The sequence below is a fragment of the Undibacterium sp. YM2 genome, assembly GCF_009937975.1.
Taxonomy (GTDB): Bacteria; Pseudomonadota; Gammaproteobacteria; order Burkholderiales; family Burkholderiaceae_D; genus Undibacterium.
In genome coordinates, this window is the sequence record NZ_AP018441.1 from 4,001,287 (window position 1) to 4,024,752 (window position 23,466).

The 23,466-nt window shown below is 54.2% G+C and carries 9 protein-coding genes; all 9 read right to left on the reverse strand.

The genetic code is table 11. The annotated features are described in order from the left end of the window. Nucleotides 1-2: 2 nt before the first annotated feature. From UNDYM_RS18005 to UNDYM_RS18045, 9 genes are read right to left on the reverse strand one after another with little or no spacing between them, the layout of a single operon-like run. Nucleotides 3-1,769, reverse strand: a complete 1,767-nt coding sequence (locus tag UNDYM_RS18005; RefSeq protein ID WP_162042259.1) for a fatty acyl-AMP ligase — start codon at nt 1,767-1,769, stop codon at nt 3-5. Next, a complete protein-coding gene (locus UNDYM_RS18010) occupies nt 1,766-2,707 on the reverse strand; it encodes an MsnO8 family LLM class oxidoreductase (protein ID WP_162042260.1) in 942 nt (313 codons plus the stop codon). The genes UNDYM_RS18005 and UNDYM_RS18010 overlap by 4 nt, the downstream gene beginning before the upstream one ends. After that, on the reverse strand, nt 2,704-3,561 hold the full coding sequence (locus UNDYM_RS18015; protein WP_162044690.1) for a pyridoxal-phosphate dependent enzyme: 858 nt from the start codon (nt 3,559-3,561) through the stop codon (nt 2,704-2,706). Before UNDYM_RS18015 ends, UNDYM_RS18010 begins: the two co-directional genes overlap by 4 nt. Continuing rightward, on the reverse strand, nt 3,507-3,722 hold the full coding sequence (locus UNDYM_RS18020) for a hypothetical protein (protein ID WP_162042261.1): 216 nt from the start codon (nt 3,720-3,722) through the stop codon (nt 3,507-3,509). Before UNDYM_RS18020 ends, UNDYM_RS18015 begins: the two co-directional genes overlap by 55 nt. Further along, nucleotides 3,722-4,960 carry a hypothetical protein gene (locus UNDYM_RS18025; RefSeq protein ID WP_162042262.1) on the reverse strand — a complete coding sequence of 413 codons (1,239 nt, stop codon included), beginning with the start codon at nt 4,958-4,960 and terminating at the stop codon, nt 3,722-3,724. The genes UNDYM_RS18020 and UNDYM_RS18025 overlap by 1 nt, the downstream gene beginning before the upstream one ends. After that, the gene (locus tag UNDYM_RS18030; RefSeq protein WP_162042263.1) at nt 4,957-9,576 is read right to left on the reverse strand and encodes a non-ribosomal peptide synthetase; all 4,620 of its coding nucleotides are present in this window, start codon (nt 9,574-9,576) and stop codon (nt 4,957-4,959) included. The genes UNDYM_RS18025 and UNDYM_RS18030 overlap by 4 nt, the downstream gene beginning before the upstream one ends. 56 nt (nt 9,577-9,632) lie before the next feature. Further along, a complete protein-coding gene (locus UNDYM_RS18035) occupies nt 9,633-13,559 on the reverse strand; it encodes an amino acid adenylation domain-containing protein (protein WP_162042264.1) in 3,927 nt (1,308 codons plus the stop codon). Between the two features lie 27 nt (nt 13,560-13,586). Further along, the gene (locus UNDYM_RS18040) at nt 13,587-14,636 is read right to left on the reverse strand and encodes a TauD/TfdA family dioxygenase (RefSeq protein ID WP_162042265.1); all 1,050 of its coding nucleotides are present in this window, start codon (nt 14,634-14,636) and stop codon (nt 13,587-13,589) included. Further along, on the reverse strand, nt 14,633-23,455 hold the full coding sequence (locus tag UNDYM_RS18045; protein WP_162042266.1) for a type I polyketide synthase: 8,823 nt from the start codon (nt 23,453-23,455) through the stop codon (nt 14,633-14,635). Before UNDYM_RS18045 ends, UNDYM_RS18040 begins: the two co-directional genes overlap by 4 nt. Between the last annotated feature and the right edge of the window lie 11 nt (nt 23,456-23,466).

The window sequence follows — 23,466 nt, forward strand, 5'->3', positions numbered from 1 at the left end:
GCTTAATCCTTGCTGCGGAATTCTGCTGATGCTGTGCGTGATCTGATGCTTTCTGGCAATTCAGAAAACGCCCTGCGATTCTGGCCATAGCTGGTCTTGCCACTGGTGGTCTTGCTGATGCCCATGGGACCAACAAAACGCAGATGGGTAATCGCAATTTCTGCTGGTGCTACTGCCAGCCTGATCTGGTTGGCGAGTTTTTCGAGTTCTGCACTCAGCATCTGCTCAGCCGTGTCTGCAAACCAGCCGCGTGCAGTGCGTGCCAACTCACAGATGACGATAATGCTTTCACTTTTTGCACTCGCATCATCATAAGAAAAAACGGCGACATCCTCAATCCCGCTTACCGTATTCTGTACCAATGCTTCCACATCGTGTGGATATATATTGCGGCCATTAAGTATCATTAACTCTTTACTGCGACCAGTCACGTAGAGTTGCCCTTCAACAATGGCACCGATATCGCCGGTCACCAGATAGCGCGACTGAGGCCGGTCAGCGAACTGTGCATGGAAAGTCAGCTGGCTTTGCTCAGGATTATTGAAGTAAGTCTCAGGCACACTGGGGCCAGTGATCCAAATTTCGCCTATCTTGCCATCGGCCAGCCTGAGTTTGCTGACCGGGTCGGCAATGGCTATGCGTTCAGGGTCGGCATGACCACTGGCGACCAGTAGGCGGCTGTCTTCTTCATTCAGCGGTGCACCTATATTGCCCTGCTCCAGACCCAGTACGGAAACAGGACGTATGACAGGGTCATGGTTGCCCGTAGCAAACAGTGTGGTTTCTGCCAGGCCATAGCAGGTCAGCATATTCATGTTCGAATAGCCTGCCGGAGCAAAGCGTTGTTCAAATTTTTGCAGGGTGATGGCGCGTATAGGTTCAGCACCATTGTAAGCAGTCTTCCAGGCATGCAAGCGCAAGTCTGTTATATCGGCATCGGCCACCCGGTCAGCACAAAGCTGATAAGAAAAATTGGGGCCACCGGACATGACTTTGCGACCGCTCTCTTGTGCCGATATCAGTTGCAACCAGCGCACCGGTCGTTTGATAAAGGCTGACGGTGCCATGCTGACACCGGGTATGCCGCCATACAGTGGCGTCAGCAAACCGCCTATCAGGCCCATGTCATGATAATGCGGCAGCCAGTTGACCATGACAAACTCGGGATCAACCCTGAAGTCTTTTTGTATGAGTGCCAGGTTGGCTGCCAGGTTGGCATGACTGACCAGCACACCCTTGGGCAGGCTGCTGGAACCTGAGGTGTACTGGATGAAGGCATGCTCCTGTGCCTTGTACCTCGCCATGCTGCGCCCCTCGCCCAATACCTTCAACTGTATGGTACTGAGTATGTGCATGCCTTCGAGAACCGGGTTGGCGGCAAACACATCCTGTAATCGCAACACTTCAGTCTCGCTGGTCAGCGTCATCGTCGCGCCGCAATTGCTGACGATGGCTTCGAGTATATGTGCTTCGCGTCCGCGTCTTGGCATGGCGATGGGAATAGCGATGACGCCCGCCATCTGACAGGCGAGAAAGGCCTGTATGAAATCCAGCCCGGGTGAAAACGCCAGTATCATCATGCGCGGATGATCTTCAGGCCAGCTCAGTTGCAACAGGCCACGGGCTATGCATTCACTGGCCGCATCCAGTTCTGCACGGCTCAGATGCTCTGCCAGGTCTTGCGAACGTTCTGGCACCCAGGACATGGCTGCTGCATGCGCATCACTGTCGAGGTCGGCACGGAATTTTTCTAACAGGCTCAGTGTCATGGCTTCAAATCAGCTTCCAGTTGAAATAATTCTGCCAGCGCGACAATAGCGGCACGCTTGCGTTCTTCGAGATGCCACATGTGATAGATGATGATATTGTTTGTCTCGTAGCGCTCCTGTATCGCGAGTAACTGGTCGCGGCAGGATGCCGGAGTGCCACAGATGTTGACGCGCATGGTGCTGCCTATCCAGCTTTCCACTTGCTGCTTTTGAGCCTCGGCAATCTCTTCGGTATCAGCACAGACACAACTGAGAGCGATGGCTATTTCTGCCTTGTCTGTATTGCCCTGATATTCGCCATACTGGCGTTGATAGGCAGCGGTGATGGCAGCATCCTGCGTGCTGGCGCGATGGAATAGCGAATAGGCATAACTGGCTGCTGACTTTGCTGCCAGTTCTGCCGTGCCAAAACCTGAACCCATGATCCACAGTGGCGGCCTTTCAGCAAAGCATGGTGTGGCGGCGTGGGCAAAGCGATGGCCTTCCAGAAAATCACCACCAAGATAACGCTGCAGATCTGCCAGCTTCTGCGCAAACTGTTTGGTAATGACAGCAGGCGGCTCATCAGAGCCTGTCAATGCGGCCAGTGCAACAGGATCAGCGGGCACGCCGCCACAAACGCCCAAAACAACCCGACCGCCTGACAAGGCAGATAAGCCACGATAATTTTCAGCCACAGCCAGCGGGCTATACAGGGGCAGTAATACTGCCGCCGAGCCCAGCCCTATACGCTGCGTAGCTTGCGCCAGCGCAGCCAGCATCATTTCCGGCGCCGCCCAGGAGAAATGGGATTCGTGGTGTTCAGCCAGCCACAGTCGCTCATAACCTAGCTGGTCGGCCAGCTTTGCCATCCTGAAGGCTTGTGCCAGTACATCTGCACCATTCTGGCCAGGGGCGATGATGCCCAGATCAAGCAGGGATAAGCTCAAGCTACTCATGCTGCCGCCTTTGCACAAATGGTGGAAGGATCAGGATCAACCGCACTATAGGTATTCCAGAACAACACGCGCCGCCCTTGCAGGGTGGACTTGCGGAACATCGCCAGTGTCTTGGAGATATAGGTGGTCTCGGTGCGGAAGTTACTGGCTTCTGCCACTTCTTGGGCGGCTGCGTCGGCGTCCGCATTGCTTTGCCCATAACCTGGTGCGGCAAAGTCATCAACCCAGAGTATGTCGCCAAACTGTGGCTCTTTGGTATAACCAGCTTCGCGCAACAGGGCCAGGGTTTTCATCGCCAGCTTTTTCATCTTGCCTGGGCCAGTGATCATCATGGGCACCATGCGCACCGCTACCACACGTATAGGCAAACCCGCCATTGCCAAGCCCAGCCAGACGCCGGATGCGGTAGCGCAAGTACCGGTGGGGACGACGATGTCATCTATCATGGGCAGCTCACCGCTTTTGATGGCCGCCGCAATTTCCAGCGCACCTTCGATGACGCCCAGCACGCCTATGGGATGATGCGAGCCTGGTGGTATCCAGTAAGGGCGCTGCCCCTGATGGCGACGATAACGTATGCGCAGGAAAGCCATGGGCACATCAAGGAAGCGTTCACAGCGCAGGAATTCCATGCCCAGTGCTGGCAACAGGCGCTTGTTCAAGCCAGCCTCATGTACATTCGGTTGCGGTGTCAGCAAGGCGCGTGCATGCAGGCCATGGATACGGGCAAAGGTGGCAGTCGCCAATACCTGATGACTGCCAAGTGGCCCCATGGTGGCGACACTGGTCGCGCCTTTGGCTATTGCATCACCAAAGAAATATTCGAGGTTCCTGACCTTGCTGCCGCCATAGATGGGGAACTAAGGTCATCGCGCTTGACCCATAACTCCTGTAGCTTCCAGCGTGCTGCCAGACTGGCTTCATGGCTGATGGGAGTCGGCCTTTGTACCAGATCGACAGGTTTATACATCGCATCCAGGCCAGGCACCATTTCGGTAAGTAGTCGAGCTGTCATCATGCATGCTCCACCGGGTTGAGCATGGCCGGGCTTAGGTGCCGGAATTCTTCAACCAGTGCGCTGAAACAACTAGTCTCACTGCGATCCAGATAGGCTTGCAGGCGTGGCTCCAGATCAGGATAAGTGCGCAGTCTTTGCAAAAGCGCAGGCACGACTCTTTGCAGGCAGGCCAGCATGAGTAAGGACGGGTTACGATACTCTGCTTCTACATCGGCCACCGGCCCCAGCATGAAGTGGCGCACGGTTTTACTGAGGTCAGCAAAGGCAGCCATCAGCATTTCCATGAAAGCGGCATCGCTCCTGACTTCAGCCATGGAGATGATGGAACCCAGATCGACAAAGCCGCCATCAATGACGGCATTTTGCATTTCCAGGCAATGGCCTATGCCTATGTGTTCTGTGCGGCCAGGCAAGAAACCCAGTGCCAGCATACGGGCAACGAGGTCTATCCAGCGATCGACCACATGCTCCGGCGTCAATCCATAGCCTGCTGTCAGGCTGCTCAGTCTTTGCAGCCAGGGTGCGGTGCCGAGCTTTTTCAATTCCACAGGCAAATGCGCAACGCGTAGTGGCAGGCTGGGGTAGTAATAGATAATCGCCGCCAGGCCATCTGCGGACGAAGTTTCGACTATGCGCATCGCCCTTTCTGACAGCAGGCTACGCAAAGCAGTGAGATGACTTTCCCGCGCGGACGCAGGCCAAGCTAGCACCAGCAAGGGTGTGGGTATGCAAGCCAATTGGCCAAAACGCTGTAGATGCGCTTGCTGCAACATGCAGGCAGCTTTCGCGTCTTCCACCGCTTCAAAGGCGCTGATGGCCAGCGGGATTTTTTGTTCGACCAGGGCAAAATGCTCAGCCGCAGAGAAAAGTGACTTACCGCGTACAGGGTAATCAATACGGAATTGCGATAATACCGCCAGATGCTGGTCACGGTCATGCGCATACACCTCCGTCCCTTTATGCGCTAGCACACCTGCGCCGGTATCCTGGTAAAAAGCCCGCAGATGGCGATAAGGTCGCTGGTATGCACCAGACTGAAAGGGATTAATACCATGCGCACAGGGCAGTTCCTGGCGCAGTGCCGCCAGCCGCGTATCAAGGTCGGGCAAAATAGCTGACAGAGCTGCATGCAGATCAGCTGCTTCTGTCTTCACATCCCACAAAACCCGTTCTACTTTGTGGGCAGTAATGCTTGCTTGCTCCGTCATCGCATCTTTCATGATGATGTTGTTCATGTGGTTACCCCAGGCTTGCGCAATTCTTTCAGTCTTTGCAAGCCACTTTTGCGCAAGTCACGTTTTGCCGCTTCCTGGCGTTCTGCACCATCGAGTGACAACATGCTCGCCAGACTGGCATAGCTGATACTGGCGGCGGCGGCGACCTGACCCAGCACGGCGATAAATTCTCGCTGTATGCTTTGTGCAGTTGCTGCAGTAAATAATTCGGTACTAAATTCCAGTGTGGCATGCATTTGTGGCTCATCAATGACAGTCAGCAGCAAATCGTATTTGGCCGTATCGGTATGCAAATCGACTGCCTGTATCTGGAAGTGCTGGTTATCGAGTTGCGCCAGCGGTGCATTTTGCAAAACAAACTTGTGCTGGAATAGCGGCATGCCACCGGCATCGCGTGGCGGGTTCAATTCCTGCACCAGTAAATCAAATGGCAGATGCTGGTTGAAATAAGCTTGCAAGCTGGTTTGCCTGACCTTGCCCAGCATATCGGCAAAGCTGTTGCAATCAGCAAAATTGCTGCGCAAGACCAGTTGATTGACGAAAAAGCCCTGGATTTTTTCTGCCAGCGGATGATCCCGGCCTGCGATATCGCTGCCAACCACAATATCATCCTGGCCAGACCTGTAGCGCAGGACAACTTCAAAAGCCGTCAACAAGAGCATGAACAGCGTAGCTGAGTGCTGACGTGCGACACGGCGCAAATCATCGGACAGTTTGGCATCAAGCCCGAAGCTGATGCGTGTACCAGCATGGCTGCTGTTTGCCGGACGAGGGAAATCGGTAGGCAAGTTTAGACGTGGCAAGGCAGCCAGTTGCTGCTTCCAGTATTGCATTTCCTTGTTCATGTACTGCTGTTGTACCTGCTGTTCCCACCAGTGGCTGAAATCGGCATATTGCAACGCGGGCTCCGCAAATGCTTGAGTGTTGCTTACTTCAGCAGCATATGCCTGCAAGAGTTCTTGTGCAAACAGGGCAATCGCCCAGCCATCGGTGGCGATATGGTGTATCAGTATCAGCACATAGGCTTGCTGGTCGCCATTGAGCAGGAGGCTCAGGCGTACCGGTCTTTCATTTTCCAGATCAAAGGGTTGGCTGGCCAGTTGTTTGAGTCTGGTATTGATCTGTGTTTCATCCAGATTTTGTGCACTGACATCTTCGACATGAATTGCCAGACTAGCCTCATCAGCCACGGCCTGCATGACAGCACCCTGCCCTTGCTTTTGTATGCGCAAGTTGAATATTTCATGGCGCACCACCACTTGTTGTACAGCGCGCTGGAAAGCAGCCTGGTCCAGATTGCCATCCAGCCGTGCCGCCAGTGCTACATTATAGTTGGCGCTGGCTGGTTCCATCTGGTGCAAAAACCACAGGCGCGATTGCGCGCGTGACAAAGGCAAACCCTGAGTGCGATTCAATGTGGGCAAAGTCACTGCCTGTGCTTGCGCATGACCGCTCAATAATTCGCGCACTGCTGCGGCCAGAGTTTGCAATGTCGTATATTCAAATATCAGGCGCAAAGGCAGGTCCACCGCGAAGGCTGCGCGCAACCTCGCCATGACGGCGGTTGCACGCAATGAATGTCCACCCAGGGCAAAAAAATCATCAGTGGCATGCACGCCTGGCACAGACAATACTTCTGACCATGCCGCCGCGATGATGTCTTGTACCGCATCAGTACCAGCCTGCTGCGTTACGTATGCATTGTCCTTGCGCTCAGGCAGTGGCAGGTTTTTTCTATCTACCTTGCCATTGACTGACACTGGCACGCTATCCAGCTGCAAGAAATGCGAGGGCAACATGCTGGCTGGCAGTTGAGCTTGCAGATACAGGCGCAATTCCTCTGCCCCCAGGTTCTGACCGGGATGAAGGACGTAGTAGACAATCAATTCCTTATCAGATTTGCCCGAGGCCGGGCCGCCATCATTATGGTCATGCACTATGCAAATCGCATCGCGTATCGCTGCATGCCTGCCCATGGCGATTTCTATCTCGCCCAGCTCTATGCGAAAACCGCGTATCTTGACCTGGTTATCAAGACGACCCAGGAATTCCATGACGCCATCAGGATAAAACCGCGCACGGTCACCGGTCTTGTACATACGTGCATCTTTTTGATCTGGCCTGGCATGGGGATCATGCAGGAAGCGTTCTGCCGTCAACTCAGGCTGGCCAACATAGCCTTCGGCCAGGCAATCACCGCCTATATACAAGTCGCCGGGCAGGCCCACAGGCAATGGCTGCAAGTCTGCATCAAGTATGTAGTAGCGGGCATTTTGTATCGGTCTGCCATAAGGAACGCTGACCCAGTCTGGCTGTAGCTCTCCAACGATATGGTAATTAGACCAGATCGTTGCTTCGGTTGCACCACCCAGCGCAACGACGCAGACGCCTGGGAAAGCTGCCTTCATGCGGTCTGGCAGGGCCAGTGGTATCCAGTCACCACTGAGGAAGATCAGGCGCAACCTGGAAGTCGCTGAGCGCTGCGGCAATAATGATTCCAGTTGCCACAAGGCTGCCGGGGCTGAATCCCAGAAGCTGATATTTTCAGTTTCTATTATTTTCAGTAAACGCTCAGGGTCTGCAATCTCGGCTTCACTGGCGATCCTGACGATACCGCCTGCGGCTAATATGCCAAATATGTCATACACCGACAAATCAAATGCAGGTGAAGTGACGAACAAGAGCTTGTCCTGCGCGCCTATATCAAATGTGTGGTTCACCCACTCTATAAGGTTGATGGCTTTTTGATGCAAGACCAGTACGCCCTTGGGCTTGCCAGTGGAACCTGAAGTAAAGATTACATAAGCCGGGTCTTGCGGACGCGCCTGGTTTTGCAAGGCTGCGACTGGCAAAGCCGTTGTCTGGTCAACACAGACGACTTGCAATTGCCGCTCATTTGCCAGGGCCTGCGTGCTCTCCATCAAACTGCTGACCGTCAATATGCTGCGCACTGGCAGGCTATCAAAAATTGCCATGACACGGACGGCAGGCAGTTGCGGTTCTATCGGCACATAGTGATGGCCGCTAGCGACCACAGCCAGCAAGGCAACCAGCATTTCGCGGTCACGCGTGAGCCTGACGGCGACTGGTGAATTTGCGCTCAATCCCAGGGTATTGATGGCATGTACCACCTGGCTGACCCTTTCTTGCAAACTCGCATAGCTCATGCTGCCTTGCGCATCGATAAGGGTTGTGGCATTCGGCGTGCGTGCTGCCTGGTCTATGAAAATACTCGCCAGCGTGGCCGTAGTGTCATAAGTGCAGGCAGTGTCATTCCATTGCTGCAGTTGCAGTTCACGTTGCTCTGCTGTCAGCAGGTGAATATCCCTGACGGCTTGTTCACCACTGGCATGCGCGAGTTGCTGCAACAAGAAGCGATATTGCTCTAGCATGGCTTGCGCTGTTGCAGGCTCTATACGGGCAGTGTCTGCCAGCAGGCGTAAGTGCATGCCATCATCTTTGGACTCGACAATCAAGGTCAGCGGATAATTCGATTCTTCCTGCAAATAGTAATCAATGATGCTGGCATTACCGAGTTTATTGCCCTGCACCGCCAGCGGGTAATTTTCATAGACGACGATAGTGTCAAACAACGCATGGCCCGATGGCAGTTCACTCCATTCGGCAATGCGGCTAAGGCTGCTGTGTTCATGTTCACGCGATGCGGCCAGGTGTCTGTGTACATCGGTCAGCAGGTTGACAATGCTGTGGTCAGTGCCATGTTTGATGCGGAGCGGAATGGTATTGATGAACAGACCTACCATCTGCTCTACCCCATCCAGTTCAGCAGGGCGACCAGAAGTGGTGACACCAAACAGCACATCCTTGCTACCTGCATATCTTGACAAGAGCAAACCCCAGCAAGCCATGATGGCACTGACAGTGGTCACTCCGGTTGTTTGCGACAGAACTGATAATGCACTAAAGTCATCAGCAGACAGCAGATTTTCAAAAGCCAGGACTTTTGCAGCGGCTCCCGTATTGCGTTTCAGCACCGGCAAGCTGGTCGCCTGCTCAAAGCCGCGCAGGGAATGACGCCAGTAATCTTCTGCCGCCAGGTTATCGCGCTTACCCAGCCACTGTAAAAAATCGGTATAAGGGCGCTCTGCTGGCAGGCTGACTGCCTTGCCCTGCAATAAATCTGCATACCGTTGCGCCACCGCAGCCAGCACCAGGCCGGATGCCCAGCCATCGAGTATCAGGTGATGATGGCTCCAGACCATCTCCCATTCATGTTCAGCCCAACGCAATATGCTGACGCGCATCAGCGGCGCGCTATCCAGTGCAAAGCCTTGCTGGCTGTCTGCCTGCAAGAATTGCTGGCGCAAGGCTTCATGTTCTTGCTTTGGTAAATGGCTGTAATCGACAACTTTGAATGGCAGGACGATTGCAGCCTGCAATTGCTGGCGTGGCTGGTCTCCCGCCCAAAGGAAGCGCATGCGCAAGGCGCAGTGATGGGCGATGACAGCTTCCCAGGCTTGCTGTAGCTTTGCTGTATTGATCTCACCTTGCAGGCGTACCTGCAATTGCTGGAAATAAGCAGCACTGGCCGGTTCACGCAGATGGTGAAACAGCATGCCTTGTTGCATGGCCGTCAGGGGAAAAACCATTTCCATATTTGTTCCAGCCCTCATCAATGTTTACAGTAGCAAAACAAGTTTTTCATCCCTGTCTACAGGCCCAGCATGGGCAAGAGTATCTGCCGCCCCAGGCCATGCAAGCGCTCGACTTCCTTCAATTCCTGGTCCAGGGCTGCTACTACCGCATTGACTCTTGGTGTCTCCATCATCGACATATGGTCGCCGACGATATCGCGCACTTTGACAAAGCAGAGTTTGTCCCAGCCCAGGTTTTTTTCTTCAGAGTTGTAATGCACTGCTGCTTCGCGTATCGCCTCCGGCAAAGCCTGTGTGGCTTTCATGAGCAGGGTACGTCGCGGCAAAGGGCCAGCGGCGTAACGGCCTATGACAGTTACATTTTTTTCAAATACATGGAATAAACGGGTGATTTCTTTTTCATCGGCATGTGGCGGTACATAATCAGCTTCGCGTGCCAGTTCCAGCAAGCGCTGTAATGCAGTATCAAATGGCAGACCAGATAAATCAGGACAGGCGATTTCTGCCTTATGCGCAATCAGGCGCGAGATGGAGCGCAATAAACGTTCACGCGGCGGCGCAGATTCCGCCAGTGGCGCAACCTGGCTGTCTATCAGGCACAGGAAGGCAATTTCATAACCGCGTGCCAGCGCCTGCCTTGCCATTTCATAAGCAATGATGCCGCCCGAGGACCAGCCTGCCAGCAGATAGCGCTGGTCCTTGACCAGCGGGGCGATCTTGTCCAGATACAGGCTGGCCAGTTCTTCCACGCTTGTATAAGTCGCTTCCCCCATGAGGCCAGGGTCTTGCAGGGCGATTACTGGCCGGTCTGTCGTCAAACCGCTGGCCAGGTCGCGATAACACAATACACTGCCACCAGTAGGGTGTACCAGCACGATGGGCGTATGCTGGGCGTTGCCAGCGCGTATCGGTATGACTACCGGGTCTAGCTGCAGGCTCTCGTTGCGCAATAGTTCTGCCTGGGCAGCAATGGTGGGTGCAGAGAATAGCGAAGTCAGCGGCAGCCTGTGGGCAAATTCTTTTTCTATCTCCGCCATCAGGCGCACGGCCAACAGGGAATGCCCACCGAGATCAAAGAAATTACTGGTGATACCAACCTGGGATACATGCAGCACGCTTTCCCAAATACGTTCCAGGCGCATTTCCAGCGTGTCACGCGGTGCCTGCGAGATGGCGGTATTTGATGGCCGCAGCTTCAGCAAGGCCTTGTTATCGATCTTGCCATTGGGCATGAATGGGAAGGCATCAATCGGTATCAGCCAGTTTGGCAGCATATAATCGGGCAAAGCAGCCGCCAGTTTTTCCTTGATACTGGCGACGGTCAGGCTGGCCCCTGGTTTGAGCGTATAGAAGCACAGTAACTGGTCTATGTTTGCGACATCCCTGTCCACTACCACGGCAGCCATCAACACCTCAGGCTGAACTGCAACAATGGCTTCTATCTCACCCAGTTCTATACGGTAGCCGCGCAGCTTGACCTGCCGGTCTGCACGGCCAAAACAATCAAGCTTGCCGTCCATGCGCCAGGCACCAAGGTCACCAGTACGATACATGCGTTCGCCATGCACGAACGGATCGCTGACGAAACGCTCTGCCGTCAAGGCATCACGCTGATAATAGCCTTGCGCGAGGCTGGCACCTGCCACATACAATTCACCGCGCACGCCTATGGCTTGCGGCTGCAGGTATTCATCGAGGACATAGATGCGGGTATTGTCTATGGGCTTGCCGATGGCAACCACCATGTCATCCATGCTGACTTTTTCATAAACGACTTGCACTGTGGCCTCAGTAGGGCCGTACAGGTTGATGCACTCTGCACCGGCTGGCAAGGCCGCCAACACCTGGCGCGCCAGTTCAGCATCCAGCACTTCACCGCCGCAACACAGGCGACGCAGGCGCAGGCATTTGGCAAATTCAGCTTGCCCTACCATCATGCGCAACATGCTGGGCACAAGTTGCAGCACGCTGATATCAAAATCCTGCAGGGTCTGCAACAAGGCTTCAGGGTCTCTTTCGACGCCGGGGGCTGCCAGCACCAGTCTCGCACCTGTCATCAAGGGTGCAAATACTTCCCAGACTGAGGCATCGAAGCTGATGGCAGTTTTTTGTAGCACTGCATCTTCTGCATCCAGCGGTAAATCCCTGAGCATCCATTGCATGTGATTGGCGAGTGCGCCATGTGTTACGGCGACAGCCTTGGGCTGGCCGGTAGAACCTGAGGTATAAATCAGATAGGCGAGATCACCGGTTCGCAGAATGGGAAATTGCGACTCCGCTGTATCTTCAAGTGCGGGCAAGGTATCAACCGTGATCAGCTTTATCTTTTCCAGCAAACCTGCAAAAGCAGCCTGCTGTTTGAATTGAGCAGCAATAGCTGCGCTGGTCAGCAATACACTGACACCACTGTCCTGCAACATGAAGGCAATGCGCTCTTCTGGATAGGCAGTATCGAGTGGCAAATAAGCTGCGCCTGCCACCTGTATCGCCAGCAGGCTGGCTATCATATCTACACTGCGGTCCAGCAATACTGCCACCACCCTGGCCTTGGCTTCATCCTGCTGCCTGGCCAGCAGCACATGTTGCGCCAGTTCTGCTATGCGGTGCAAACAAGCCTGGCCACTCAATTGGGTCAGCGGGCTTTGTATGAATATCTGTTCGGGATGCTTTGCCAGGCAAGCAAGAATATCTTGCACTGGTGCCTGCCATGGTTCTGCAATCGACACCAGCGGTCCGGCAAAATCATAGATGATCTGCTGCCGTTCATTGGGGCCTAGCAGTGTCAATTGATCTATCTGCGCATCGGGGCTCTCTACTATGGAAGCCAGCAGTGTCAGCAATTCTTCTTCCAGATTGTGCATGCAGGCAGAGTCACAGGCTGCCATATCGTAATCAACATACAGTTGTAGCTGGCCTGTTGCATCTGCATAAGCTGACAACACCAACAGGCATTCATCTGTCCAGGCGAATGGCGCATCTGCCATTATCAGTTTGCCTGCACTCGCCTGCTGCCAGCAAAAACCTGCCGCCAGACCCTGTTTGCTATCCAGCGGTGCGATATAGTCTTGCAGCGCGCAGGCTTCATCAATCGCGGTGCTATGCGTCTTCAGCAATGTAATGAAGCTGGCATGCGGATTAATCACAGTATGCAGCGGGATAAACCGGGCCATGGGCCCCATGGCCACCGCCATTTCTTCATAGGCACGGCCATTGGCCTGATAGGCCACGGCAGGTGAATGCGGATTTAATCTGTATAACAATACTGCCCAGGCGAGATAAAGCAAATGCGCAACTGGCAACTGGTTTTTGTCAGCTAGGGCACTGAGTGCGGCAGACATGTCTGCGGACAAGGCCAGAGGTTGACGCTTGACATAGGGTGTAGCCTGGCGTTGCCTGCGCATGAAAGGCCAGTCTGGCAGATTGCCCGCTACCAAACTGTTAGCTGCGTCCCAGACTGGCAATTGCACATCCTGAGGCTCTGCCAGCATATCGTGCTGCCACTGAGCCAGACTGGTGAAGGGCAGGTCTTCTTCCGCAAATTTTATAACATGCGTCGCGGCGCACCATGCTGCATCGGCCAGCTTTTCTTCCACTTCAGTCAATATCAGCAAAGCCGTCTGCGCATCGGCGCACAAGGCAGATAACCCTAGCCGGTAATGACTGTCATTTAATTTTTGCAAGCAGGCGCGCTGGTCTTCATGGATAGCAGCCAGCTGTGGTGGGGCTATTTGCGTGGACGCTAATGTTTCAGCAGGTGCCTGCACAGGTAACTGCATGCCAGGCAATACCCCAAACTCCATGCGCAGGATTTCATGCCTGGCCAGTACATGGTCAAAGGCAAGGCACAATAGTGCTTCATCCACGCCAGCGCAATGAAAGTCAACGCTGACCAGATAAGTCTGCTGGCCATCTCTTTGCGCCAGTTGCCACAGCCTTTGCTGGACTGGTGACAATGAAAAACCGCTTTTTAATTTGCTGCTCACTTGCGCATCCCTGGTTTTATTTGTTTTTTAGTTTGTTGATCCTGGCAAGACACTGGCCGGGCGCACTTCATCGCCCATGGCTGTCAGGATCTTGCGCTCGCCAGTGAACCTGGAACGGCCATGCGCCACCAGCATATTGTCGAGCAAGAGCAGGTCACCCGGCTGCCAGCGGAACTTGACAGTTTCTGCATCATAGGCAGCCCGCAGGTGGGCAACCACTTCGTCCGGGATCACCGTACCATCGCCATAGAAAGTGTTATATGGCAGGTTTTCCACTCCCAGGTCGCCAGTCAATGAAGTACGGATTTCATCTGTCATACTGGATGGATGCCAGAAGGCGATGTGATTGAACCATAGCTCTTCACCGGTCTGCGGGTGGCAGCGTATCGCAGAGCGTATTTGCTTGGTTCGCAGCCTGTCGCCTTCCATCCACGTCCATTGCGTGTCTGACTTTTGCATATAGGCTTCGGCTTCTTCCCTGGTATCTACCGCCAGCGAATGTTGCCAGGATGGCCCTATACCAGAACCAAAATTACGTACCAGCATCCAGCCCAGGCGACGGAATTTTTCCTTGACTTCAGTATCTATCGCAGCCAATACACGGCGCACATCGGCGATAGGCGTCTCGCCTTCTGTCTCGGCAGCGACTTCACAAAAAAAGGCGATGCGCCCCGGCCACTGGCGCACATAAGACAATTCATTATGCAGGGCAATCACATGCTCAGGCGGAAAGATGGTCGAGGTATACACCTGCCCATCTATCTGCTTGCGCGGCGTGGCCTTTTCTATATAGTTCATGAGTTGCACGCCAAAGGCATTCAGGCCAGCCTGGAAATCCTGCACGCCACGCATATCAAAATCACGGAATAGCAAACCACCGTATTGCAATAAATCCTGCTGCAACTGCGCCTGGTTATCCCTGATCCAGCCCAGCAAATCCACGCCTTTTGCATGTGGCCGCAAGACCAGTGGCAAGCCGGATGCGCTGCTGAAACCCTGCTTATCGACCAGGCTGCCATCCGACAGGCGCACAGCAGGGCGGCGCAGATTCAGTCCGGGTTTGGGCATCGTGTTCATGCTATTTCTTCCTTCCCATGTTTTGCTTCAATCGCAGTGCTGTTGCTCAAGATACTGGCGATATGGCCGGCCATTTTTTGCGCGACGCTGCGTATTTCCTCTTCCTGATAACTGCCTGCATGGTATTGCCACAACAAGTGCAGGCAACCATCGAGGATGTAAGCTTCTATCGCCAGCTTGTGCAGGCGTGGCAAGTGCCCTGCTCTTTCTGCGCCTCGGTCCTGACGGTCAGGCGACCATGACAAGAGCTTGCAGACATCATCAGGCGGTGGATTGATCTGCCCCATGTAGTTAAGGCTGATCTCAGGCATTTGCCCCTGCGCCAGTGTGGCACGCACTTTGTCCGGGCCGAGGTAACGCAACAGCCCGTAAGAAAAACCATGCGCAGGTATGTCGCTGCGCTGTACTGCAATTTCACTGGCAACAGCATCTGCAGCTATGTCAGTCAGATCAAACCAGGCCGGGTAACGGCTGGTGAACCAGCCCACACTGCGGCTGACATCCAGCTCAGCCTGCTCGAGTTGACGGCCATGGCCTTCCAGTTCCAGATAGGCGACAGGCTCACCCGTCCAGTCACCAAGGCTCAGTGTCAGGGCAGCAATGAGAATATCTTCCGCTGCTGCATCTGGCAGCCCCTGCAAAAAGCGGCTGGTGATTTCTGCTGGCAGGATGACGCTGATTTGTGCTTCTTCGGCAATGCTGCCATAGCCATCACCTTGCCCACTTTCAGGTAATTCCGGCGCGGGAATGGAAGTGCAAACTTCCCAATATTCGGCCTCTGCCAATACAACATCCTGGCTGGCCTGGCGCTTCAGGTGTTCTGCCCAGGCTTGCACTGAGGCAGTCTTTCTACCTAGTGCAGGGGCACGGCCTGCCTGCAAATCCAGCAATGCCTGCCGCAAGTCTTCGAGCAGGATTTGCATGGAAATGCCATCACTGACCAGATGATGCACAGCTAACAAAAGCTGCGATGCCTGTCCTTCGCTTGCAGGTGTCCATGCCGCAGCCAGCAAACTCCCTTGCGCAGGTTGCAATGAAGCCTGCACTTGCTGGTAGTCTTTTGTCAGATGCAAAACAGGTTTACTGGAAAGTTCATTGAAATGCACAGCTTCATTACTAAAACTCAGGCGCAGGGCATCATGTTGCGCGATCAGCGCCTGCAATGCCTGCCCCAGCATATCAGCACTGACCCAATCTGCCATTTCCAGCAAGACGGATAAATTGAAATGCGCTGGTATCTCATGCATCAGCTCTTGCAACCTGAGTTGTGCGGGCAAGAGTCCGCACATGCCTTCAGCTTTGGTATCCGCAGCAGCCATCTCACCGACAGACAAGAGTTTTTTTGCAAAGTCAGCCAATAATGGCGCTGCATATAAATCCATGGCCTTTGCTTGCCAGCCAGCCTGGCGCAAACGGGCGATCATTTGTATCGCAAGGATAGAATCACCACCGCTTTGAAAAAAATCTGCCTGCTTGCCCAGGTTTTTGCGCTGCAAGAGTTCGCGCCAGATTGCCAGTACTACCGCTTCTGCTTCTGAGCTTATGGCGGTTTCTGCTTCAGAATATTCTTGCTCCTCATCCAGCCTGGGCAAAGCAGCTCTGTCCAGTTTGCCATTCGAGGTATAGGGAATGCTGGCTATGGCGATGACTGCTTTCGGCAGCATGTAATCAGGCAAATGCTGTCTCAATTCTTCCAGCAAGCTCTGCGTATCAAGTGGTTCATTCTGATCGGCAGCAACGGCATACGCCAGTAAATATGGGCGGCTATGTTCAGGCTTATGCAAGACCACTGTCGCATTCGCCACATTCTCTTGCGCCATCAGGGCAGCGATGATTTCTGCCGGTTCTATACGATAGCCGCGTACTTTCAGTTGCTCATCCTTGCGGCCCAGTATCTGTATGCCGCCTTCGGTATGCATGACTGCAAGGTCGCCAGTACGATACAGGCGCTCACGCAAGCCAGCGATTTCGGCAAACAGGAAAGGGCTGGCTGCATCTTCGGGCACGCCCACATAACCCAGTGCCAGGCCAGGGCCACCCAGATAAATCTCGCCAGCCTCGCCAAAAGCACATGGCTGCGCTGCGGCATCAAGTATGTGTATGCGGTTATTACCCAAAGGTTGACTGAAGCGCATGCCACTCAAATCGCCCTGCCATTTGCCTACCATGACGCCTATGGTCGCTTCGGTAGGGCCAAAGTGATTCAAGATGGCACAAGCTGGTTGCAGCTTACCCAGCTCTTGCAAGAGCCTGACACTGGCAGTTTCTCCACCAAGTATCAAATGCGTCAATGGCAAGACTGCTGCCTTGTCCTGCGCTGCCAGCAAGGCTTCGAGATGTGAAGGAACTATCTTTAATACATCGACCGGTGTTTGCTGCATCAATGCTGCATAGCCGTCGGCGTCGCGCGCCAAGGCATTGCTGATGACGCTGAGACAGCCGCCATGAAATAGTGCAGGTAAGACCGTGGTCAGACCCAGATCAGCCGCAAACGTCGATATCACGGCATAACGCAAACCAGTCCGCAAATCAAAGGCGGCGATAATCGCATCAAGATAATGCTGAACTGCCCTGTGCGGCACAGCAACCAGCTTGGGCTTGCCTGTGGAGCCTGAAGTGAATAGCTGATAGGCGCATGACTCTGGATGGATCTCAGGCAATGACAATGGTTGATGATCCTGAACACTGAGCTCTGCGAGACTGGCTGGCAATTGCAGACAGGGGATATCCCTCTCTATCAATGCATCACCCACATCCTGATTATCTTGCAAGATGACGCAACAAGGCTTTGCCTGTCGTATCAATTCCAGCACGCGTACTTGGGGCAGATTGCTGTCTATTGGCAGATAGGCTTTACCAGCCTTCCATGCCGCCAGCATGGCGACAGGGAAAGCCAGACTGCGCCCCAGCAGCAAGAGTACAGGGCCTGCACCTTGTCCGGTTTTTAAAATATCCCGCGCCAGCTTGTCTGATAAGCGATCAAACTGCTGGCGTGTCATGTGCTCAGTTGCATCTACCCGCAAAGCCACGGCCTGCGGGTCTTGCTCAACTGACTGACGGAATCTTTGCAGCAAACCCGGCTTGGCAGAAGTTGATTCAAGCCTGGCAGGTAACCAGACGCCCCTGGCAGCAGCACGTTCATCAAAATCCTGATCAGCGCCTGCCATGCGTTCTATCATGGCGACAAAACTGGCCAGCAATTCTTGCATATCTGCGGCATCAAATAACTGGCTATCAAAATCCAGCTCTACCCGCACACCATCTTGCCAGTCAACCAGATTGCAACCTATGTCAAAGCGTGCATGGCGTATAGGCAGGGAATACGCCTGCACCGTCATGCCAGGCAAACTGGGCATGGTCGCCAGCTTGTCAACATTGAAGGTGATATTCACCAAGGGCGGCCTGGCCGGGTCACGTGCCAGCCCCAGGTCATCGACCAGTTGTGACAGCGGGTAATCGGCATGGCTGATGGCATCAAGGAATTGCTGCTTCACTTCTGCCAATACCATGCCGGTATTGGCCTGCGCAGGAATATTCAGACGCAAGGGCAAGAGATGTGCGCAATAACCTGGCGTATGCGCCAATGCTTCATCGCGTCCAGAATAAGGCACGCCGATGACCATGTCCCGCCCTGCCCCGGCACGTCGTAGCGTAGCAGCAAAGGCCGCAATCAGGGCCATGCTCGATGACATGCCCAGCTTGCCCGCTTTTTGCTCAAGCTGGCGCAAGATGTTCTTGTCGAGTTCATGCGTCAGGCGCTGGCCTGCAAAACCTCGCATGCTGGCCCTGGCATGGGCACATGGCAGTTCTATGCCGACTGGCGCATTCTGTAATTTACGTAACCAGTATTGCTTGTGTTCTTGTTCTTCTGGCGATGAGCCTGCATCTGCCATGCGTTGCGCCAATAAGGCATAGTCCGGTTTGCTGCCTGGCTGCCGACCATGCATGAGCTCTGCAAATTCTTCAAACAGCATCTGCATGGATTGCCCGTCGATGAAGACATGATGGGCAGCAAACAGCAAGACCGCATGATGCGTATCCAGCTCAAACAAGGCTATGCGGAAGGCACCAGCCTGCGTCAGGTCAAAACTGGCGGCGACGCTCTTTTGCAGGGCTGCGTCCAATGTGCTGGCAGTAACTTGATGGCGCTGCACTTTTACGTCGACATGAGCTGCGATTTTCTGCACTCCTGCTTCCAGGTCTATCGATGCCCGCAGGGCATCATGCCTGGCTACCAGTCTTGTAAATGTGCGTGTGATATCAGCGTGATCGATATCGCCCTGCAAATCCAGCGCCACACTGACGACATAGGCCGCAGAACCCTGTTCAGACAAGGCTGCCAATGTCGCCAGTTGTTTTTGCGCTTTGGATAAAGGAAGGATTACCTCTGCTACCTTCTGTGCTTGAGGTGCATTGGCAATAAAGCCCGCCGATTTCAATGCAGCCACACTCTCACTGACCCGGCTGACTATCTGGGCGATATCATCATCAGTGTGCGCAGTCGACAGAAATAAATTACGTCCTTCCCACACATACAGACCGCGATACAGCAAATGATAAAAGAAGGGATCAAGGTTTTCGCTGAAGGCGAAGCGGAACAGCGAGCCAAAATTCTTCATGTGTACAGGCGCACCGGCAGCAGCAAACACCTGATCAAGTTCCGCAGTCAGCCTGGCGGTATTGTCATTGAGTTTTTGATAGACAGCCAGGCCACCTTGTTTGATCTCGGTCAGCACTGCTTTTGCTGCGGCCATCACCAGCGGATGCTTGTTGAAAGTACCGGCAAAAAAAGTCGTATCCGCCGCCGGGTAAGATGCATCGCCATATTGCCAGTGCCCGCCATCAATACCCGCCATGATATCGGCACGACCAGCGATGACGCCCACCGGCAAACCACCACCGACTATCTTGCCATAGGTGACGATATCTGCCTGCACATCAAAATGCGCCTGGGCACCGCCGGGGTGTATGCGGAAACCGACCAGCACTTCATCAAAGATCAGCAGACTGCCAGCCGCTCTGGTCATGGCACGCAGGCTGCGCAAGAAGTCTTGTGGTTGCAGGCCGGGGTTACGGCTTTGTACAGGCTCGACCAGCACTGCAGCAAACTCATGCAGGCGGCCACGCAATAATTCCAGCGCCTCTGCCGAACCATATTCAAAAAAGGCCAGGTCACTGACCATGCCGGGCGTAATGCCTGCCACACGCGGCATCACCTTCCACGGGTCTTCATTGACTTCACCCAGCACACCATCAAAGTGGCCGTGATAACTGTCGCGAAATATCGCGACCTTATTGCGGCCAGTAAAAGTTCGCCCCAGGCGTAGCGCTGTCATGATGGCTTCTGTGCCTGAGCTACAAAAAGCCACGCGCTCTACGCCCGTCAACTCACTGATGAGGCTGGCGACCTCGCCTGCCATGTCAGACTGCGGCCCTATGCGTATGCCACGCGACAGGCTTTCCGCCAACGCCTCTTTTAAAAACTCTGGTTCGTGCCCAAACAACTGCACGCCAAAACCCATGGAGATATCGACGTATTCATTGCCGTCCAAGTCCCAGATTTTGGAACCGGCAGCACGCTGACCAACGATGGGATAGAGCATTTCCTTGATGGAGAAACGGAAACCCGCCGAGGCGCGGCTGTCTGCCAGCACATGACGGTATTGCTGGGCCTGTTGTTTGGACAGTGCCGTTTTTTTACAGTAACTGAGGCTGAATTCATGGAGATGCTGACGCTGTACTTCGCTCAGATTGGTGCTGAGCAGAATATTGCTTTTCGGTTTGGCGACAGGTGCTATTGAGGGATCAGTTTCAACTTCCTTTTCGACGACTGCATCAGCCGACACTTTACCACACTGCTGTTCAGCCAGATAAGCTGCCACCGCTTCAATGGAAGACAAATTTTCAAAGAAAGCTCGTACCGGTATCTTGACCGAAAACTCGTTTTCTATGCGCCCCACCGCCTGCATCAGTATCAGCGAATCAGCACCAATTTCCAACAGGGGTGCTGCCGCATCAACCTTGCTGGCATCAATCGCCAGCAGACCTGCGATGATGGCAATGATGCGTTTGCGGATCGCAAGCGGATCGCTGACAATCGTGCGCGTGCTTGTCGCCACTGGATTGCTGATTTCGATAGCTTTACTCGACGGCACTGCCGCGCTGTCACCACTAAAGCTATTCAAGCCCAGTCGCAGGGGAAAGACATCCTTGGCAAAGGGATACAAGGGCAAGGCATCGCCAGCCGCAGTATTTTTTTTGTCACAAAATTGCAGCTTGCTACCCAGTACATGCAGGCGCGCGACTGTTTTCAGGAATGCGACGCTGTCATCCTGAGTCGCATCCAGGCAAGGCAGGCTGCGTAAATTGACAGCATCGGCGCTTGCAACATCTTCAAGCATGCCAGACAGTACTGGCATGGCACCCAGCTCCAACGCAGTATCAATACCGGTTTTACTCAACGCCGCGATGTTGTCAGCAAAACGCACAGCTTCGCGTGTATGTTTTAACCAGTAGGCGGTGTCATACACATGGCCCACGGGTAGCAATTCACCTGTCAGATTAGAGGTCACCGGCACTTGCAATGGCTGCCACTCCAGCTCTTGCAAAGTCTGTTCAAACTCTGCCAGCATGGGTTCCAGCAAGGCAGAATGGAAAGCAGTTTTTACGCGCAACGAGCGCACCCGTATGCCATCTGCAATCAGCTTCTGACTGAGTATATCCAGCTGATCTCTGGCACCGGAAATAGTCACGGATTGTGGGCCGTTCACGGCAGCGATGCTGATATCTGTGCCAGCCAGATAAGGAACTACAGTTTGCTCATCAGCACGCACCGCAGCCATGGCACCATCTGAAGTCAAGGCACCCATGAGCCTGCCGCGTTTTTCAACCAGACGCAGTGCCTGCTCAAAACTCAAAGCACCGGCGATGACTGCCGCCGTATATTCACCCAGGCTATGTCCGGCCAGTACGGTGGGCTTGATGCCGTATTCAGCCAGCAGGCGCGCTAGTCCTACGCCCAGCGTCAACAAAGCTGGTTGGGTGTAAGCAGTCTGGTCGATATTCTCGTCAGAACTCAGCAGCAACTCGCTTAGCGACCAGGGCAGCACAGCATCAGCTTCTGCAATGGTCGTGCGGAAGCTGGCGAACTGGAATAAACCCCTGGCCATGCCTGGCCGCTGCGATCCCTGACCGGGGCAGAGGAAAGCCAGTTTGGGCGGTCTTCTGGCTGCTACAGCAGTGACGACTTGCTCAGCATGGGCTTGATCCAGCCACTCATGCAACTGCGTAGCAGCCTCACCGGCACTTGCCGCCACCAGCGCCAATCTGTGACGCAGGTGAGCACGGCCATGCTGCGACAAGGCACAGATGGCGGCAAAATTTTGATGGGCATCAGCTTGCAGTTTTTGCGCTGTCTCCTGCGCCAGCAAGCTCAGTGCTTCGTTGCTGGATGCTGACAAGAGAAAAATTCCTGGCTCGCCTGCTTGCGGATTTCCAGCTACTGGTGCAGGAATAAATTCTTCAAGCACGACATGACAATTCGCGCCGCCAAAACCAAAGGCGCTGATGGAGGCTGCTCGCGCTCCAGCCCCGGGATTACTTGGCCAGTCAGTACTACGAGCCACCACCTGCAAACGCAATTGCTCAAAATTGATGTGCGGATTAGGCTGGGTGTAGTGCAGGCTGGCGGGTATTTTTTTATGCTTGAGCGCCAGTATCAGCTTGATCAGACCTGCGATACCGGCAGCCGCTTCCAGGTGGCCGATATTGGTTTTGACTGAGCCTATCAGCAGAGGTGTTTGCCGTGGATGCTGGCCCAGGGTGCGCCCCAAAGCGCGGGTCTCGGTAGGGTCACCCAGCAAAGTGCCAGTGCCATGTGCTTCTACATATTGTATGGATGATGGCGGCAAGCCAGCATCGGCAATCGCTGCCTGTATCAGATTTTCTTGCGCCAGGCCATTGGGGGCAGTGATACCGTTCGAGACACCGTCATGGTTGGTGGCAGAACCACGTATGACGGCATGGATGCGGTCACCATCTGCCAGCGCATCTGACAGACGCTTGAGCAAGACCAGGCCAGCACCTTCACCACGGCCATAACCGTTGGCTGATGCATCAAAGGTCTTGCACAAGCCATCCGGGGCTAGCATACTCCCCTTGCCCAGTGCCACGCTGCTGTCTGGCCTTAACATCAGGCTGACGCCACCGGCCAGCACCATGTCGGCATCACCAGCCTGCAAGCTGCGGCAGGCCTGGTGCACAGCGACCAATGACGATGAACATGCAGTATCTATGCTCATGCTGGGACCGCGCAAACCCAATACATGAGAAATACGGTTAGCGATGATGGCATTTGACATGCCTATGCCCATGTGGGACTCTACATCGTCGGTATGAGCAAAGCTGCCCAGGAATTCGCCATTGACTGCACCGATGAAAACGCCCAGGCGGCTTTCTTTGAGGCTGTCGGCAGCGATGCCCGCATCTTCCAGCGCCCACCAGGCCAGTTGGAGGGTCAGGCGCTGGCGCGGGTCCAATGCTGATGCTTCCTTGGGTGAGATACCAAAAAACGCCGGATCAAAACAGGCTGCATCGTCAATGAAGGCAGCATACGGCGCGGCAGAGGCAGGAAGTTCCGCTGTATTCCAGCGCTCTGGCGGTATGGGTCTGACGGCGCATGCTTCCTGTTCAAGCAGTGACCAGAAAGCTTCAATATTAGCCGCTCCAGGAAAAACACATGACATGCCGATGACAGCAATTGCATGTCCTGCCACCTGAGTGCCAGACTCTGGTGTGGCTTTATCCATATCAGTACTCATGATGAGCGAGA

What these genes read in the sequence shown, in the direction of transcription:
- UNDYM_RS18010 (WP_162042260.1), bottom strand. Translation starts at nt 2,707, where the DNA reads ATGAGTAGCTTGAGCTTATCCCTGCTTGATCTGGGCATCATCGCCCCT.
- UNDYM_RS18005 (WP_162042259.1), bottom strand. Translation starts at nt 1,769, where the DNA reads ATGACACTGAGCCTGTTAGAAAAATTCCGTGCCGACCTCGACAGTGAT.
- UNDYM_RS18020 (WP_162042261.1), bottom strand. Translation starts at nt 3,722, where the DNA reads ATGACAGCTCGACTACTTACCGAAATGGTGCCTGGCCTGGATGCGATG.
- UNDYM_RS18045 (WP_162042266.1), bottom strand. Translation starts at nt 23,455, where the DNA reads ATGAGTACTGATATGGATAAAGCCACACCAGAGTCTGGCACTCAGGTG.
- UNDYM_RS18040 (WP_162042265.1), bottom strand. Translation starts at nt 14,636, where the DNA reads ATGAACACGATGCCCAAACCCGGACTGAATCTGCGCCGCCCTGCTGTG.
- UNDYM_RS18030 (WP_162042263.1), bottom strand. Translation starts at nt 9,576, where the DNA reads ATGGAAATGGTTTTTCCCCTGACGGCCATGCAACAAGGCATGCTGTTT.
- UNDYM_RS18025 (WP_162042262.1), bottom strand. Translation starts at nt 4,960, where the DNA reads ATGAACAACATCATCATGAAAGATGCGATGACGGAGCAAGCAAGCATT.